Raw genomic sequence first — 15,305 nt, forward strand, 5'->3', positions numbered from 1 at the left:
CCGGCCGGTCGCCGACGAGAGCGAGGACGAGGACCGGTGAGGACGTGACAGCGCGCAGGAGACGGATCACGTGCGTCGGTGGCGGGCCCGCGGGCCTGTGCACCGCCATCGGCGCACGCCGGGCCGGGGTCGCCGACGAGGTGGTGGTCGTCGAGCGCGATCCCGCGGGTGTCACCCATGGCTGGGGGGTGACGTTCTGGGACGAGCTGCTCGACGCGCTGCACCGCCACGACCCGCCGACGGAACGGGCCCTGCGCGCCGCCGCCGTGGTGTGGGACGGCCAGGTGCTGCAGGTGGACCGGCGGGCGCCGGTGTTCCTGGGCGGCTCGGGCTACGCGGTGGGCCGGCACGCCCTGCTCGCGCTGCTGGCCGACCGGGCCCGCGAGCTCGGCGCCGACGTGCGCTTCGACGCGACCGCGGCGGACGTGGAGGACGCCGTCGCCGGCGCGGACGTCGTCGTCGCCGGGGACGGGGTCGCCAGCGGCCTGCGCCGCCACCACGCCGAACGCCTCGGGGCCGACGTGCGCGAGAGCGGGCACCGCTACATCTGGCTGGGCAGCCCGCACCCGTTCACGACGTTCACCTTCGCCTTCGTCGAGACCCCGGCCGGCTGGGTCTGGTGCTACGGCTACGTGTTCGGCACCGACCGCAGCACGGTCGTCGTCGAGTGCGCCGAGGCGACCTGGCGCGGGCTGGGCCTGGACACGATGCCCGCCCACGCGTGCTTGGAGACCCTGGAGCGGCTCTTCGCCCACCTCCTGGACGGCGCTCCCCTCTGGATCGCCCCGACCCAGCGCCCGCCCGACGGCGCGCCCGCCCCGTGGGTCCGCTTCCGCCGCGTCGACAACCGCCGCTGGCGCGACGGCCGGGTGGTGCTCGCCGGCGACGCCGCCCACACCACCCACTTCTCCATCGGCTCGGGCACCACGCTCGCGCTCGGGGACGCGATGGCGCTGACCCGGCGCCTCGCCGGGGTCGACCTCGGCAGCGATGCCGCGGTCGAGCGCGGCCTCGCCGCCTACGAGGCCGAGCGCCGCGCGGTGCTGCGCCCGTTGCAGGCCGAGGCCGACCGCAGCACGGCGTGGTTCGCGGGGCTCACCGACGGGTTCGGGGACCGGCCCGACGACCTGGCGCTGGGCTGGTCGCTGGCCCGCCGCTGCCACGAGGAACCCGCGTGGCGGTGGTACCTGCTGCGCGCGACCCAGGTCCCCGCCCTGCGGGCGCTGCGCAGCTCGGCGGAGTCGGTGCGCCGCCAGGTCCGCGCCCAGCGCCGCGAGCTCGCCGGCACCGGGCGGCGGTCGTGAGCGGGGTCCGGGGAGTGTCAGCGAAGTGCCGTCGCAGACACTCAGCGTCCGTATCGGTACTTCGATCACCCGGGCTCCGGGCGCGCCGGCTCCCGCACGTCGTCGTCGCGTTCGCCGGTCTCGTGCTCCTGCTCACCGGCGCGTGCGCGGGTCCCCCGGCGGCGTCGGTCCCGACACCGGGCCCCGCGTCGGCCGACGTCCCCGCGTCGGCGGCGGGCCCGAACGGCGAGCCGCCGCCCGACGGCTACTTCGCCCTCCGGCCCGTCGGCAGCTTCGCGACGCTCCCCGACGACGAGCAGGCCGCGGCGACGGTGCGCCGCACGGCTTGGGAGCCGCGCCCCGAGAACGACGCCGCGAACAAGACCCCCGCCCCGCCGGGGACCCACGTCACCGGCTACGCCGGGATGCTCAACAGCCATGCCGTGTTCGGGCGGGTCACCGGCGACTTCACCGGGACCACCGACGAGGTCATCCAGTGGGCGGCGGTGAAGTGGGGGCTGCCCGACGAGCTCATCCGGGGCGAGGCGGTGGTCGAGTCGTCCTGGTACCAGGGGCTCCAGGACCCGTCGGGGGCGCCGATCAACCAGCGCGGCTACGGCGACTTCGGCGACTGCGGCGGCTCCCCGCCGGGCGCGCCGTACGGCCCGCGCGGACCGTCCAGCTTCGGGCTGCTCCAGGTCAAGTGGTGCTCCATGGAGAACCGGCCGGCCACCGGCACCGGCGGCTGGCCGTGGACCGAGCGCTCGACGGCCTACGCCGTCGACCTGTACGCCGCGGTGATCCGCGGCTGCTACGAGGGGTGGGACGTGTGGCTGGGCGCGAACTACCGGGCGGGCGACCTGTGGGGGTGCGTGGGCCGCTGGTTCGCCGGGGACTGGCACTCCTCGACCGGCGACGCCTACGCCGACCGCGTGCAGCAGGCGGTGGCGGCGAAACCCTGGCTGAGCTGGCCGAACACGTAGGCCCGCCCCGGATCGCCGTGGTGCGCCAGCACTACGTGCCGCAGGACTCGCGGGTCGCCCGGGCGGTCGAGGCGCTGGCCGCCGCCGGCGCCGAGGTCGACGTGTGGTGCCTGCGCGCCCCGGGCCAGCCCCGGCGGGAGCGGGCCGGGCGGGTCACCGTGCACCGCCTGCCCTTGCGGCACCGGCGCGGGTCCAAGCTCGGGTACCTCGTGGAGTACGGCGCGTTCGGCGTCCTCGCGACGCTCGTGCTGACGGCGGCCCAGCTGCGCCGGCGCTACCGGATCGTCGAGGTGCACTCGCTGCCCGACGCCCTCGTGTTCGCCGCGGCGCCCGCCCGCCTGCTGGGGGCCCGTGTGCTGCTCGACCTCCAGGAGTGCATGCCGGAGTTCTTCGCCACCCGCTTCGGCGCCGACCACCCTGCGGTCGGGGCCCTCGCGGCGATCGAGCAGCGCGCGATCGCGTTCGCCGACCGCGTCATCACCCCGACCGACCAGATGCGCGCGGTGTTCGTGGGCCGGGGGGCGCCGCCCGGGCGGATCACGACGGTGATGGACGGCGCCGACCCGGCCGTCTTCGCGCCGCCGGCCGGCCACCACCGGCGCGGGACGCGCTTCACCGTCGTCTGCCACGGCACCGTCGAGCCCCACTACGGGCTCGACACCGTGGTGCAGGCGATCGACCTGGTGCGCCACGAGGTCCCGACGATCCGCCTCGAGGTGATCGGCGAGGGCAGCGACCTGCCGCGCCTGCGCCGGCTGGTCGCCGAGCTCGGCCTGGACGACCACGTCGGGTTCAGCGACGGCTTCCTCCCGGTCGAGGACCTGGTGGCCGCGCTCGCCGCCGCCGACGTCGGGGCGGTCGCCGTGGTCCGCGACCCGTTCCGGGACGTCGCGCTGCCCGGCAAGGTCTTCGACTTCGTCGCGATGGGCCTGCCCATCGCCGCGTCGCGCACCCGGTCGATGGAGGAGACCTTCGGCCCGGACGCGGTCGAGCTCTTCACCTCCGGCGACCCCGAGGACCTGGCGCGGGCGCTGCGTCGCCTCCACGGCGACCCCGCCCGGCGGGCTCGGCTGACCACCGAGGCCACGCGCGTCGTCGCACCCCTGCGCTGGGAGCGGCAACGGGCGGCGTACCTCGCCGTGGTGGACGAGCTGGTGTGACTACCAGCCCAACCACGGCTTGGCCGCCAGCTGCTCCTGGACCCCCCGGATGTAGCGCTCGGCCACCGGGTCGTGCCACGCGCCGGAGTTCCACCGCCCGACGCACCCCCAGAGGTCGCCGGCCCGGTAGGCGGGACCCAGCCACGGCTCCCAGCCCTCGTAGCAGGCGCGCACGACGGCGCCGTAGGTGTCGAGGGTCCAGGCGGTGGAGTTCTCGGTCCAGGGCCACCCGCCGGTGCCCGGCGCGGTCGGGTCGTTGAGCGTGCACCACTTGACCTGCATGATCCCGAAGCTCGCGGGGCCGTCGGGCCCGTACGGCGACCCGATCGGGGCGCCGCCGCAGTCGCCGAAGTCGCCGAAGCCCTGCTGGTCGATCGGCTGGCCGTCGGGCTCCTTGTGGTTCTGGAACCAGCCGGACTCCTGCACCGCCTCGGCGCGGATCACGTCGTCGGGCAGGCCCCACTTGGCCGCGGCCCACTGGATGATCTCGTCGGTGGTCCCGGTGAAGTTCCCCGTGATCCGGTCGAAGACCAGCGGCCCGTTCTCGAGCCCGGGATAGGGCGGGGGCCGGAAGTCCGGTGGCGCCACGGTCCGGTTCGCGACGTCGTTCTGGGGCCGCGGCTCCCACGGCGAGCGGTGGACCATCGCCGCCGCCCCCGCGTCGTCGGGCAGGGTCGAGAACGTCCCGACCGCGGTGGGCACCGGGAAGTAGCCGCCCGCCGGCGGCCGGACGACGCCGGCGGGCAGCGGCACCGCCTCGGCGGGACCGGTGCCCGGCGGCGCGGTGGCGGCCGGAGGCGAGCAGCCGGCGACCAGGGCCGTGATCAGGGCGAGGAGCACCGCGACGGCGACCAGGACGGACTTCCGGACCCTGCGCTGCAGCACGGACACACGGCACCTCCCCCGGTGAATCATTGTGCTCGCCCGATCAAGGCGTCTCGTCCTGACAGGACGAGGAGTCGCCGGTCCTCTGTCCCGCCGTACCGACGTCGCGGACCCGCACGCTCCCCTAGCGTCGACGGACCGCCGGGCACGGTCGCCGCTGGTCGCGCGCCCCGCTCGGCGCTACGGTGTGTGACACCTGACACATCAGGGGCTGCGCATGACGACATCGACGGCGAGGGGCCTGCCGGGGGTCCAGCTCCGGCCCGGCGCGCACATCTGCGCCTTCTTCCGCGGCCCCGAGGAGCGCGACGAGCTGCTGTTGCCCTACCTGCGCGAGGGCCTGCTCGCGGGCGACATGTGCCTGTGCGTCACCGACGACCCCGCCGCCGGGGAGGCCGTGCGCGCGCTCGGGGCGGACGGGGGGCCGGGGCGCCTGGACGCCCGGTGCTCGGAGTCGACCTACCTCGCCGACGGGCACTTCGTCATCGACCGCATGATCGGGTTCTGGGAGACCGCGGTCGACCGCGCGATCGTCGACGACGGCTTCACCACCGTGCGCTCGGTGGGCGAGATGACGTGGGCGCTCTCGGGCAAGCCCGGCGTCGAGGGCCTGCTGACCTACGAGTCGCGGCTCAACCTCTTCCTGCCGCGCTACCCGAACATCGCGCTCTGTCTCTACGACCTCGAGCGCTTCAGCGACGGGGAGATCGTCCTCGAGATCCTCCGGACGCACCCCGCCGTGCTCTTCGGCGGCCAGCTGCTCGAGAACCCCTGGTACATCGAGCCCCACGACTACCTCGGCCGGGACCCGGCGCCGGTCCCGTGACCGCCCTGCAGACCGCCGGGGAGCGCGAGCTGCTCTCGAGCATGCGCAGCCTGCTGGTGCTCGGCAAGCTCATGACCGACGGCGCCGACGAGGAGCAGATCCTGCGCCTGGCGACCACGGCAGCGCCCTCGATCGCCCGCTGCGAGATCGCCACCGTCGTGGCCGCCGACGACGCGCGCGACGCCGGGCTGCCCGAGCAGGCGGGTGTCACGGGCGGCCCGGTCGAGCTCGCCGACGTCCCCGATGCCTGGGCATTCCCGCTGACCAGCCACGACGGGCACCTCGGCCACCTCGTCGTCGGCGGCGCGACGGACCTCTCGACCGAGGAGCAGTTCCTGCTGCGGGCGCTCGCGCAGCAGGCCGGCGGCGCGCTGGCCAACCGGCGCCTCCACGCCCAGGAGCAGGCCACCGCGTCGACGCTCTCGGCGCTCAACGACCGCCTGCGCGGCACCGTCACCGCCCTGCAGCGCAGCATGGAGATCCACACGCGCCTCACCGCCGTCGCCGCCTCCGGTGAGGGCCGCGAGGGCATCGCCCGCGCCGTCCACGAGCTCACCGGCCTGCGCGTCGCGATCGAGGACCGGCACGGCAACCTCCAGGCCTGGGCCGGCCCGCAGCGCCCCGACCCGTACCCGAAGGACACCCCGTCGCGCCGCGAGCGCCTCGTCGCGCGCGCGAGCCGCGAGGCCCGGCCGCTGCGCCACGGTCAGCAGCTGCTCGCCGTGGCGCACCCGCAGGGCGACACCCTCGGCGTGATCGTGCTGTACGACCCCGACGAGCGGGCCGGCGACCAGGAGCTCATGGCGCTCGAGCACGGCGCGACGATCCTCGCGATGGAGCTCGCGCGGGTCCGCAGCCTGGCCGAGAGCGAGCTGCGGCTGCGCCGCGACGTCGTCGACGAGCTGCTCGACGGCGCCGAGGAGCGCAGCACCCTCGACCGGGCCGTCGCGCTGGGCTACGACCTGCAGCGTCCGCACCGCGTCGTGGTCGTCGAGGGCGGCGGCGTCGAGGGGATCGGCGAGGACGCCCTCTTCCAGGCGGTCCGGCGGGCCGCGCGGGAGGGCGGCGCCGGCAGCCTCGTCGTCGCCCGGCGCGGCGAGGTGGTGCTGCTCGCCGACGTCGAGCCGGACTGGGAGTCGCTGCGGCAGACGGTGCTGCGCGACCTGGGCGGGGGACGCGTCCGCATGGGCATCGGCGAGCGCTGCGACGCCGTCCCCGACTACCCGCGCTCCTACCGGCAGGCCCGGCTCGCGCTGCGGCTGCCCGCCCAGTCCGAGTGGGACGACACCGCGATCCGCTTCGACGACCTCGGGGTCTACCGCCTGCTGGTCGGCATCGAGGACCTCGGCGAGGTCGACCGCTTCGTGCAGCGCTGGCTCGGCCCGCTGCTGGAGTACGACGGCCGGCGGGGCTCCGAGCTGGTGCGCACGCTGGCCCACCACCTCGAGCGCGGCGGCAACTACGAGCTCACCGCGAAGTCGCTGATCGTGCACCGCAACACGCTGAAGTACCGGCTGCAGCGCATCCGCCAGATCGCCGACGTCGACCTCGGCGACCCGCAGACGTGGTTCAACCTGCACCTCGCGACGCGGGCGTGGAGCACACTCGACGTCCTACGCTCACTCCGGTGACGACGTCGGGGCACAGCCACCTCGCCCACTGGGGCGCGTTCACCCCGGAGGTCGGCGACGGCGACGTCACCGCGGTGCGCCCGTCGCCCCTCGACCCGGACCCGTCCCCGCTGCTCGACAACCTCGTCGGCTCGCTGCGCCACCCCCTGCGTATCCCGGCGCCGATGGTGCGCGAGGGCTGGCTGCGCGACGGTCCCGGGCCCGACCGGCGCCGGGGCGAGGACCGTTTCGTGGCGGTGTCGTGGGACGAGGTCACCGAGCGGCTGGCCGCCGAGCTGGGCCGCGTGCACGCCGAGCGCGGGCCGGCGGGCGTGTTCGGCGGGTCCTACGGGTGGTCCAGCGCCGGGCGCTTCCACCACGCCCAGAGCCAGGTGCACCGCTTCCTCGCGACGCTCGGCGGCTACGTCGCCTCGGAGAACACCTACAGCGCCGGCACCTCCGAGGTCCTGCTGCCGCACCTGCTCGGGGCCCACGACGTCCTGCGCTCGCTGACCAGCTGGCCGGTGCTCGCCGAGCACACCGAGCTGATGGTGTGCGCCGGCGGCGTCCCGGCGAAGAACACCGCCGTCACCCCCGGCGGTCAGACCGTTCACGGCACCACCGACGCCGTGCGCGCCATGGCCGCCCGCGGCTGCGAGTTCGTCCTGCTCGGCCCGGACCGCCGGGACCTGCCCGTCGACGCGACGTGGCTGCCCGTGCGCCCCGGGACGGACGCCGCGCTGCTGCTCGCGCTGGGCCACACGCTCGTGGTCGAGGGGCACGCGGACCAGGCGTTCCTCGACGGCTGGTGCGCCGGCGTCGACGAGGCCGTCGACCACCTCATGGGCCGCGACGACGGCGTCGCGAAGTCCGCGAAGTGGGCCGCGCCGCTGTGCGGGGTCCCGGCGCGCGACATCGTGGCGCTGGCGCGGCGGATGGCGGCGCGGCGCACGATGATCACGGTCACGTACTCGCTGCAGCGCGCGGAGTACGGCGAGCAGCCGGTGTGGGTCGGGATCCTGCTCGCCGCCCTGCTCGGCCAGATCGGGCTGCCCGGCGGCGGCTTCGGGCACGGCTACGGCTCGATCGGCGACAACGGGCACTCCGCCCGCGGCGGCCCCGTCCCGACGATGCCCCGCGGGTACAACGAGCACCGCGAGCGCATCCCCGTTGCCCGCATCGCCGACATGCTGCTGCACCCCGGCGCCGAGTACGCCTACAACGGCGAGCGCCGGCGCTACCCCGCGGTCGACCTCGTGTACTGGTGCGGCGGCAACCCGTTCCACCACCACCAGGACCTCGCCCGGCTGCGCGAGGCCTGGCGCCGCCCCTCGACCGTCGTCGTCCACGAGCCGTACTGGACGCCCGCGGCCCGCCACGCCGACATCGTGCTGCCGGCGACGGTGACCCTCGAGCGCGACGACATCGGCGCCTCGCGCACCGACCCGGTCGTCACCGCCATGCGGGCGGCCGCGACGCCGCACGCGCAGGCCCGCGACGACTACGCGATCTTCACCGACCTCGCCGACGCCCTCGGCGTCGCCAAGGACTACACCGAGGGCCGCACCCCGCACGAGTGGCTGCGCCACCTGTACGAGAGCTGGCGCGGCGACGCGGCGGCCCTGCCCGGCTTCGACGCGTTCTGGGCCGCCGGGCACGTGCGGCGCCCCGACCCGCCCCCGTCGGTGCTCCTCGACGACTTCCGCCGCGACCCGGCCGCGCACCCGCTGCGCACGCCGAGCGGGCGCATCGAGCTGGCCTCGGCCCGCGTCGCGTCGTTCGGCTACGACGACTGCCCGGGCCGGGCGACGTGGCTCGAGCCCACCGAGTGGCACGGCTCGCCGCGGGCCGCGCGCTACCCGCTCGTGCTGCTGGCCAACAACCCGGCCGCGCGCCTGCACAGCCAGCTCGACTTCGGCCCGCACAGCCGCGACACCAAGATCGAGGGGCGGGAGCCGGTCCGGGTGCACCCCGACGACGCCGCGGCCCGCGGCCTCGCCGGCGGCGAGCTGGTGCGCGTCCACAACGACCGCGGCGCCTGCCTGGCAGGGGTGGTCGTCGACGGCGACCTGCTCCCGGGCGTCGTGCAGATGTCGACGGGCGCGTGGTTCTCGCCCGTGCCGGGCGTCGAGCCCGTGCTCTGCGCCGCCGGGAACGTCAACGTGCTCACGCGGGACGTGGGCGCCTCGCGGCTCTCGCAGGGCTGCGCGGGCAGCCGCGCGCTCGTGGAGATCGAGCGGTGGACGGGCCCGCCGCCGCGGATCGCGGCCGCGGGCCCGCCCGAGGTCGTCGCGCGCTGAGGGTCGGGCCGCGAGCTCAGGCCGCGAGCTTCGCCTCGGCCTTCGCCTCGGCCTTGGCCTCCTTGCGCGCGACCTTCAGCGCCTTCTTCTCCGCCTTGGCGGCGATCTTCGCGTCGCGGCGGCGGCTGCTGCCGCCCAGCACCAGCGCCGCGCCGATGCCCAGCATCCAGATGTCCTTGGCGATCGGCGTGCCCTGCTGGGTGGGGCGCAGGTTGCCGTCGTGCATGCCGGGCGTGCGCAGGTAGAGCCCGAGCATGCTCGCGGAGAAGCCGGTCAGCGCGAGCCCGGCGAGGCGTCCGGGTACGAACGGGGTGAGCAGCGCGGAGCCGAGGGCGATCTCCCCGGCGGCGAGCGCCTTGAGGAAGGTCGGCGGGTCGACCTGCTTGACGACGGGGTAGGTGCCCGCCGCCATGCCGTGGATGCCGGCGGCGGTCTGCTCGTCGCCGCCCCACTTCTGCAGCCCGGCGTTGAGGATGAAGGCGCCCGTCGCGAGACGCTGGGGCACCTGGGCGAGATCGACGGAAGTCATCCCCCGATCCTCCGCCCGTGATCGCGCGGACGCACACGGTGGTCGGCCTGGTCGGAGCAGGTTGCCCCGATAGGCTGCGCGGCGTGGCCGCCGTCCAGCCCCTCGCGGACCCACGATGACCCGCATGCCCATCTGGCTGCTGTTCCTGCTCCTCGTCGTCGTGGTGACGGGCGTGGCCGTCGGCGTGCAACTGCTCGTCCGCCGCCGGTGGCCGCACCTCGCCGGGGGCGACCACAACGACGTCACCGGCTACGTGATCGCGATCGTCGGCGTCATCTACGCGGTCCTGCTCGCCTTCGTCGTCATCGTGTCGTGGCAGCAGTTCAGCCAGGCGGCGGATCTCGTCGGGCAGGAGGCGAGCGCGCTGCGCGGGCTCTACCGCGAGACGGTCCCCTTCCCACCGGACGCCCGCGGGCGCATCGAGGCCGACGTGGAGCTCTACGCCCGCGCCGTGATCGCCCAGGAGTGGCCGGCCATGGCACGCGGCGAGCCGGGCGACCCCGCCGCCGCGGCGGCGCTCGACCGCATCGCCGACCACCTCGCGGCACTGCCCGCCGACACCCCGGTGAGCCAGGAGTACGTCGGGGTCGAGGCCGACCGGTTCGCGGAGCTCGTCTCGTTCCGCTCGCAGCGCCTCGACTACGTGGGCCAGGGCCTGCCCGGGGTCCTGTGGGTCGCGCTGGTGTTCGGCGGCGTGGTGACCATCGGCTTCGCGATGGTGTTCGGTCTGCGCAGCACGACGCTGCACCTGCTGATGACGGGCAGCCTCGCGGCGGTGATCGGGGTGCTGCTCTTCGTCTGCGTGGCGATCGACCAGCCGTTCGTCGGCGACGTCGCGGTCAGCCCGGCCCCTCTGGTGCGCTTCCTGTCCGACTTCGGGGCCCGCTGACGCGCGTCACCCCCGCGTCGCGGCCAGGACCGCGGCGTAGCAGGACGGGTCGATGCGCGCGTCGACGAGCCGCGGACCGCGGGTCGCCCGCGCCAGCACGGCCCGCAGCTCGTCGCGCGAGGTCACGGTGTCGGCGGGCATGCCCATCCCGCGCGCCACCGCGGCGAAGTCGACCGGGCCGTAGCGCACGGCGCCGCCCGCGCCCTGTCCCGCGGTCTGCTTGATCTCGATGAGGCTCAGCGCGGCGTCGTCGAACACGACGACGGTGACGTCGAGGTCCAGGCGCACCACGGTCTCGAGCTCGGCAAGAGTCATCCCGAGCCCGCCGTCGCCCACGAAGCACACCACCGGCTCGGCCGGGCGGGCCAGCGCCGCCCCGATCGCCGCGGGCAGCGCGAACCCCATCGTCGCCAGCCCGTTGGAGATCAGCACGCGGCGTGGGGCACGGGCCTCCCACAGCGGCATCGCCACGAGCATGTGGGCGCCGGCGTCGACGGTCAGGGTCGTCGCCGGACCGGCGTGCTCCATCGACGCCCGCACGACGTCGTGGGGCGAGAACCCCGTGCCGGTGGGCTCGAGAGACGCGAGGGCGCGGCGGCGGTGCGCGGCGGCCGTCCCGGGTTCCCAGCGGTGGTCGAGGTCGTCGAGCAGCGGCGGCAGGCTCTGCGCGAGGGACCCGATGACGATCTCCGGTTCGCCGAACCACCGCCCGTCCACCGGCTGCGGGTGCAGCATCACGACGGGCGCGTCGTACGTCCACGCGGACGGGATCGGCTCCACCGGGTCGACGCCGACGGCGAGGACGAGGTCGGCGGTCTCCAGCAGCGGGCGCTCGAGCACACCGCCGGTGAAGAGCCCCGCGCTCCGCTCGTCGGGGACCGCGCCCTTCGCCTGGTAGGTGCACAGCACCGGCGTCCCGGTCGCGGCGAGACGGTCGAGGCCGGGGGCGTCGACGGCGGCCGGGCCGACGAGCACGACCGGGTGGCGGGCACGGCGGGCCAGGCGACGCGCGCGGTCCAGCGCGGCACCGTCGAGGTCCGGATCACGGTCGAGGGGCGGCGGCGGATCCCCCTCGGCGGTCGGGTCCAGCTGGAGGTGCACGCCGCCCGGTCCGCGGCGCGCCAGGGCGATCGCCGCCTCCGCCACGGCTCCCGGGTCGCCGGTGCCGAGCGTGCCCGCCCACGTGGCCAGCGGCCGGGTCGCCGCCACCTGGTCCAGGCGCTGGTGCGCCACCCGCGCCGCGGCCGCCGCCGGGACGGCGTCGCTCACCAGCACCACCGGCGAGCGGTCGAGCGTGGCCTGCGCCAGACCCGTCGCGGCGGCCGTGACCCCCGGTCCCCGGGTGACGACGGCGGCGCCGACCGTGCCGGTGAGCAGCCCGTGCGCACCGGCCATGATCGCGGCCGCGGTCTCGTCGTGGGCGAGGACGAAGCGCAGGCCCTCCTGCTCCGCCGTGCCGACGACGTCGAGGTTCGCGCCGCCGCCCGGCACCCCGAACAGGACCGTCGTCCCCGCCGCCCGCCAGGCCCGCGCGAGGTGGGCCGCCAGGGATCGCGCCGTCACGGAGCTCCTCACCGGGGTGGACGCGGGCGTTGTGCCGCTGATCACAGGAACCTACGCTCGCTTCCGGATCACGCCCACACCGTCGCGGGAGGCCCGTGGTGAGCATCAGCGTCGCCAACATCAAGGACGTCTCGCAGGGCACGCAGCCCGGACAGTTCACCGTCGGCGACCGGCACGCCGTCGCGCACCTCGGCGAGCTCGACCCGACCTACCGCCAGCTGCTCGACCGTCCCGTCACCGCGACCGTCGCCGTCGTCGGCCGGGACGGGCTGCCGAACCTGACGCCGGTGTGGTTCGACTACGAGGGCGAGCTGGTCCTGCTCAACCTCGCGCACCACCGCAAGAAGGTGGGCTGGCTGCGCGCCACCCCGCACGCGACGTTCATGCTGATGAACCCCGACGAGCCGTACCACTGGCTCTCGATCAAGACGACGGTGCACCGCGAGATCGCCGAGGACGACCCCACCGACGGGCAGTGGGTGACCGACCAGCTCAACCGCATCTGGCGCAAGTACACCGGCGACGACGGCGACTACGCGCTGCGCGACGCGTCGGTGGGCGAGAGCCGCATCCTCTTCGAGCTGACCGTCGACAAGATCGCGACGTTCGGGGTCCCGCCCGCGTGAGACTCCACGTGGCCGTCGTCGGCGGCTCCATCGGCGGGATCACCACCGCCCTGCTGCTGCGGGACCTCGGCTGCGACGTGCACGTCTACGAGCGCTCGCGCTCGGAGCTCGACGCCCGCGGGGCGGGGATCGCGGTGCTCGACGCGACCGTGCGCTACTTCGTCGAGCGGGGCGGGATCGACCCGGACGGGTTCTGCTCCCGCACCTCCGCGATCCGCTACCTGTGGCCGGACGGCTCATGCCGCCACCGGATCGACCACGGCTACCGCTTCTCGTCGTGGAACGCGATCTACCGGGAGCTGCTGCGCCTCCTCGACGCCGACCGGTACCACCTCGGCCGCGAGATGACCGCGTTCGCCGACGGACCCGAGGGCGTGCGCGTCACCTTCGCCGACGGCGGGACCACCGACGTCGACCTGCTGGTCGCCGCCGACGGCATCAACTCGATCACCCGGGAGCGGCTCTTCCCCACGGCGGTCTCGGCGTACTCCGGCTACGTCGCCTACCGCGGCACGCTCGCCGAGAAGACCCTGACCGGCGCGACGTTCGCCGAGCTCCAGGACGCCATCACCTACCAGGTGATCACCGACAGCCACATCCTTGTCTACCCCATCCCCGGCCCCGGGGGGACGGTCGTGCCGGGCGAGCGGCTGGCCAACTTCGTCTGGTACCGCAACGTCGCGGACGGCGCGCCGCTCGACCGCCTCCTCGCCGGGCGCGACGGGCAGGAGCGCCGGGTGTCGGTGCCGCCGGGAATGCTCGCCGACGACGCGGTCGACGAGTTCCGCGACACGGCGCGCCGGGAGCTCGCCCCGCCGATCGCGGAGGTCGTCACCGGCGCGGAGGCGCCGTTCGTGCAGGCCGTCTACGACATCGAGGTGCCGGCCATGACCGCCGGGCGGGTCGCGGTGCTGGGCGACGCCGCCTTCGCCGTCCGCCCGCACGCCGCCGCGGGGACGGCCAAGGCCGCGGACGACGCGTGGGCGCTCGCCGACGCGCTGCGCTCGCACTCCGGCGACGTCGCCACTGCCCTGGCGGTGTGGGAGGAGGAGCAGCTCACGGTGGGCCGCCGGCTCCTGCAGCGCTGCCGGGACATCGGCCGGCGCTCCCAGCGGGAGAACTCGTGGGACCCCGCCGACCCGTCGCTCATCTTCGGTCTGCACGGACCGGGGCGCTGAACTCGATCAGTGCAGGCTCAGAGCCCGGCGACGAGCCGCGGGAGGAGCTCGGAGACCCCGCCGCGCAGCACCACGTCGGCGACGTCGTCGTACGGCGTCTCCGCACCGTTGACGATGATCACCGACGCGCCGGCCGCCCCGGCGAGGTCGACCACGCCCGCGGCGGGGTGGACGCCGAGCGAGGTCCCCACCGCCAGCAGCACCTCGGTGTCGACGGCCGCCTGCCGGGCCCGCATCAGCACGCCGGCGTCGAGGTTCTGGCCGAACGAGATCGTCGCCGACTTGAGGATGCCGCCGCAGTGGGGGCACGGCGGGTCGTCCTCCCCCGCCGCGACCCGCGCGAGCGTCTCGGCCATCGGGGCCCGCGCGCCGCAGGAGAGGCACTGCGTGTGGTGCATCGTCCCGTGCAGCTCGACCACGAGATCCGGCGACGAGCCGGCCGCCTGGTGCAGCTCGTCGATGTTCTGGGTGAGCAGCGCGTGCAGCCGCCCCGAGCGCTCGAGGTCGACCAGCGCCGCGTGCGCCGGACCGGGCCGCGCCTCCCAGACCGGGTGCACCGCGCGCTGGCGCCACGCCTCCCGGCGCACCTCCGGGTCGTCGACGTAGGCCTGCAGCGTCGCGAGGCGCTCCGCGGACGGGTCGCGGGTCCAGACGCCCTGGGGCCCGCGGAAGTCGGGGATGCCGGAGTCGGTGGAGACGCCGGCACCGGTCAGCACCGTCACACGGCGGGCGCGGGCGAGGAGATCCGTCGCGCGCGTGACCTCGCCGGACATGTCCGGATCCTCCTGCTGGGTCATCCCTCCACCGTCGCACGCGTCATCCGACCGGGTGTCCTGGTGTAACGCGCATCCGGCTCATGCCGACCACACCCATGCGACGTCGCGAGCACCTCCGGGTGTCGGATCCCCGGCTCCGGCGCGCAGTGGGAGGGGTGTCGTGGGGACCCACCGCAGTTCGTCGGCCTCGTCGTCGCGCGTCATCGGCGTGCACAGCCTGCCGATCGCCGTCATCTCGCTGATCCGCGAGCAGGCCCAGCAGCGCGGGCTCGTCCGCGACCCGCTGCCCGAGGTCACGCACGCCGTGCGCACCGACGTCGTCGCGAGCGCCGGACGCTTCTTCGGCCGGGGCCGCGCCCGGCACACCTTCACCGAGATGCTCCTCACGCCCGACGTGCTCGTGGTGGTCGACCGCGACCCGGAGCGCGACGGCGTCGACCCCGACCTCCAGCTCGCCTTCCACCGCCTCCACCAGCTCGAGGTGACCACGACGACCGAGGGTCTCGGGCTGCTCAGCACCCCGGTCGGGTCCACCGAGCGCGGCTCGCGCGTCGTCCCGGCCGAGGGCGGCCCGGAGATGACCCGTTTCCACCAGGCGCTGGTCGAGGCCACCGAGAACTCCCGCCGCGTCGACGTGCCGGCCAGCCGCATGCCCGACGACGCCGAGTCGGTCGTCGAGTACTCCTGAGTCTTCCGG

At 75.2% G+C, this 15,305-nt stretch carries 14 protein-coding genes; 10 read left to right on the top strand and 4 right to left on the bottom strand.

Annotation, left to right across the window (positions count from 1 at the left end):
- Positions 1–44: 44 nt before the first annotated feature.
- From ACR9E3_RS11580 to ACR9E3_RS11590, 3 genes are all read left to right on the top strand, one after another.
- Positions 45–1,304: an FAD-dependent monooxygenase gene (locus ACR9E3_RS11580; protein ID WP_460380378.1), complete on the top strand. Its 1,260-nt coding sequence runs from the start codon at positions 45–47 to the stop codon at positions 1,302–1,304.
- A gap of 122 nt (positions 1,305–1,426) precedes the next feature.
- Positions 1,427–2,266: a hypothetical protein gene (locus ACR9E3_RS11585; RefSeq protein ID WP_460380380.1), complete on the top strand. Its 840-nt coding sequence runs from the start codon at positions 1,427–1,429 to the stop codon at positions 2,264–2,266.
- A 20-nt stretch (positions 2,267–2,286) separates the two neighbouring features.
- The gene (locus tag ACR9E3_RS11590; protein ID WP_460380382.1) at positions 2,287–3,426 is read left to right on the top strand and encodes a glycosyltransferase; all 1,140 of its coding nucleotides are present in this window, start codon (positions 2,287–2,289) and stop codon (positions 3,424–3,426) included.
- Here the strand turns inward: ACR9E3_RS11590 and ACR9E3_RS11595 are convergent, their stop codons facing one another.
- Complete coding sequence (locus ACR9E3_RS11595) at positions 3,427–4,311, bottom strand: hypothetical protein (RefSeq protein WP_460380383.1); 885 nt, start codon at positions 4,309–4,311, stop codon at positions 3,427–3,429. It abuts the gene before it with no gap.
- Positions 4,312–4,528: 217 nt separating this feature from the next.
- On the opposite strand from ACR9E3_RS11595, the gene ACR9E3_RS11600 reads away from it, so the two are divergent.
- The 3 genes from ACR9E3_RS11600 to ACR9E3_RS11610 are packed head-to-tail and all read left to right on the top strand — an operon-like array spanning position 4,529 to position 9,047.
- Positions 4,529–5,137 carry an MEDS domain-containing protein gene (locus tag ACR9E3_RS11600; protein ID WP_460380384.1) on the top strand — a complete coding sequence of 203 codons (609 nt, stop codon included), beginning with the start codon at positions 4,529–4,531 and terminating at the stop codon, positions 5,135–5,137.
- On the top strand, positions 5,134–6,768 hold the full coding sequence (locus ACR9E3_RS11605; RefSeq protein ID WP_460380386.1) for a PucR family transcriptional regulator: 1,635 nt from the start codon (positions 5,134–5,136) through the stop codon (positions 6,766–6,768). Before ACR9E3_RS11600 ends, ACR9E3_RS11605 begins: the two co-directional genes overlap by 4 nt.
- Positions 6,765–9,047, top strand: a complete 2,283-nt coding sequence (locus ACR9E3_RS11610; RefSeq protein WP_460380387.1) for a molybdopterin-dependent oxidoreductase — start codon at positions 6,765–6,767, stop codon at positions 9,045–9,047. Before ACR9E3_RS11605 ends, ACR9E3_RS11610 begins: the two co-directional genes overlap by 4 nt.
- A 16-nt stretch (positions 9,048–9,063) precedes the next feature.
- Here the strand turns inward: ACR9E3_RS11610 and ACR9E3_RS11615 are convergent, their stop codons facing one another.
- Positions 9,064–9,576, bottom strand: coding sequence for a hypothetical protein (locus tag ACR9E3_RS11615; RefSeq protein WP_460380388.1), 513 nt, complete (start codon positions 9,574–9,576; stop codon positions 9,064–9,066).
- A 124-nt stretch (positions 9,577–9,700) separates the two neighbouring features.
- On the opposite strand from ACR9E3_RS11615, the gene ACR9E3_RS11620 reads away from it, so the two are divergent.
- A complete protein-coding gene (locus ACR9E3_RS11620) occupies positions 9,701–10,465 on the top strand; it encodes a bestrophin-like domain (protein WP_460380389.1) in 765 nt (254 codons plus the stop codon).
- A gap of 6 nt (positions 10,466–10,471) precedes the next feature.
- On the opposite strand, the gene ACR9E3_RS11625 is transcribed toward ACR9E3_RS11620, so the two are convergent.
- Positions 10,472–12,028 carry a thiamine pyrophosphate-binding protein gene (locus tag ACR9E3_RS11625; RefSeq protein WP_460380390.1) on the bottom strand — a complete coding sequence of 519 codons (1,557 nt, stop codon included), beginning with the start codon at positions 12,026–12,028 and terminating at the stop codon, positions 10,472–10,474.
- A 98-nt stretch (positions 12,029–12,126) separates the two neighbouring features.
- Here ACR9E3_RS11625 and ACR9E3_RS11630 point away from each other — a divergent pair, with 98 nt between their 5' ends.
- The gene (locus ACR9E3_RS11630; RefSeq protein ID WP_460380391.1) at positions 12,127–12,654 is read left to right on the top strand and encodes a pyridoxamine 5'-phosphate oxidase family protein; all 528 of its coding nucleotides are present in this window, start codon (positions 12,127–12,129) and stop codon (positions 12,652–12,654) included.
- Complete coding sequence (locus ACR9E3_RS11635) at positions 12,651–13,832, top strand: FAD binding domain-containing protein (protein WP_460380392.1); 1,182 nt, start codon at positions 12,651–12,653, stop codon at positions 13,830–13,832. The genes ACR9E3_RS11630 and ACR9E3_RS11635 overlap by 4 nt, the downstream gene beginning before the upstream one ends.
- 17 nt (positions 13,833–13,849) lie before the next feature.
- Here ACR9E3_RS11635 and ACR9E3_RS11640 read toward each other — a convergent pair whose 3' ends face one another.
- On the bottom strand, positions 13,850–14,629 hold the full coding sequence (locus ACR9E3_RS11640; RefSeq protein WP_460380393.1) for an SIR2 family NAD-dependent protein deacylase: 780 nt from the start codon (positions 14,627–14,629) through the stop codon (positions 13,850–13,852).
- A 139-nt stretch (positions 14,630–14,768) separates the two neighbouring features.
- Here ACR9E3_RS11640 and ACR9E3_RS11645 point away from each other — a divergent pair, with 139 nt between their 5' ends.
- Entirely contained in the window at positions 14,769–15,296 is a 528-nt protein-coding gene (locus ACR9E3_RS11645) for a hypothetical protein (RefSeq protein WP_460380394.1), read from the top strand.
- Positions 15,297–15,305: the final 9 nt, after the last annotated feature.

The sequence above is a fragment of the Actinomycetospora sp. C-140 genome (assembly GCF_054796175.1).

Excerpts from the sequence above, each read along its gene's own strand:
- ACR9E3_RS11600 (WP_460380384.1), top strand. The coding sequence starts at position 4,529 with ATGACGACATCGACGGCGAGGGGCCTGCCGGGGGTCCAGCTCCGGCCC.
- ACR9E3_RS11615 (WP_460380388.1), bottom strand. The coding sequence starts at position 9,576 with ATGACTTCCGTCGATCTCGCCCAGGTGCCCCAGCGTCTCGCGACGGGC.
- ACR9E3_RS11620 (WP_460380389.1), top strand. The coding sequence starts at position 9,701 with ATGCCCATCTGGCTGCTGTTCCTGCTCCTCGTCGTCGTGGTGACGGGC.
- ACR9E3_RS11640 (WP_460380393.1), bottom strand. The coding sequence starts at position 14,629 with ATGACCCAGCAGGAGGATCCGGACATGTCCGGCGAGGTCACGCGCGCG.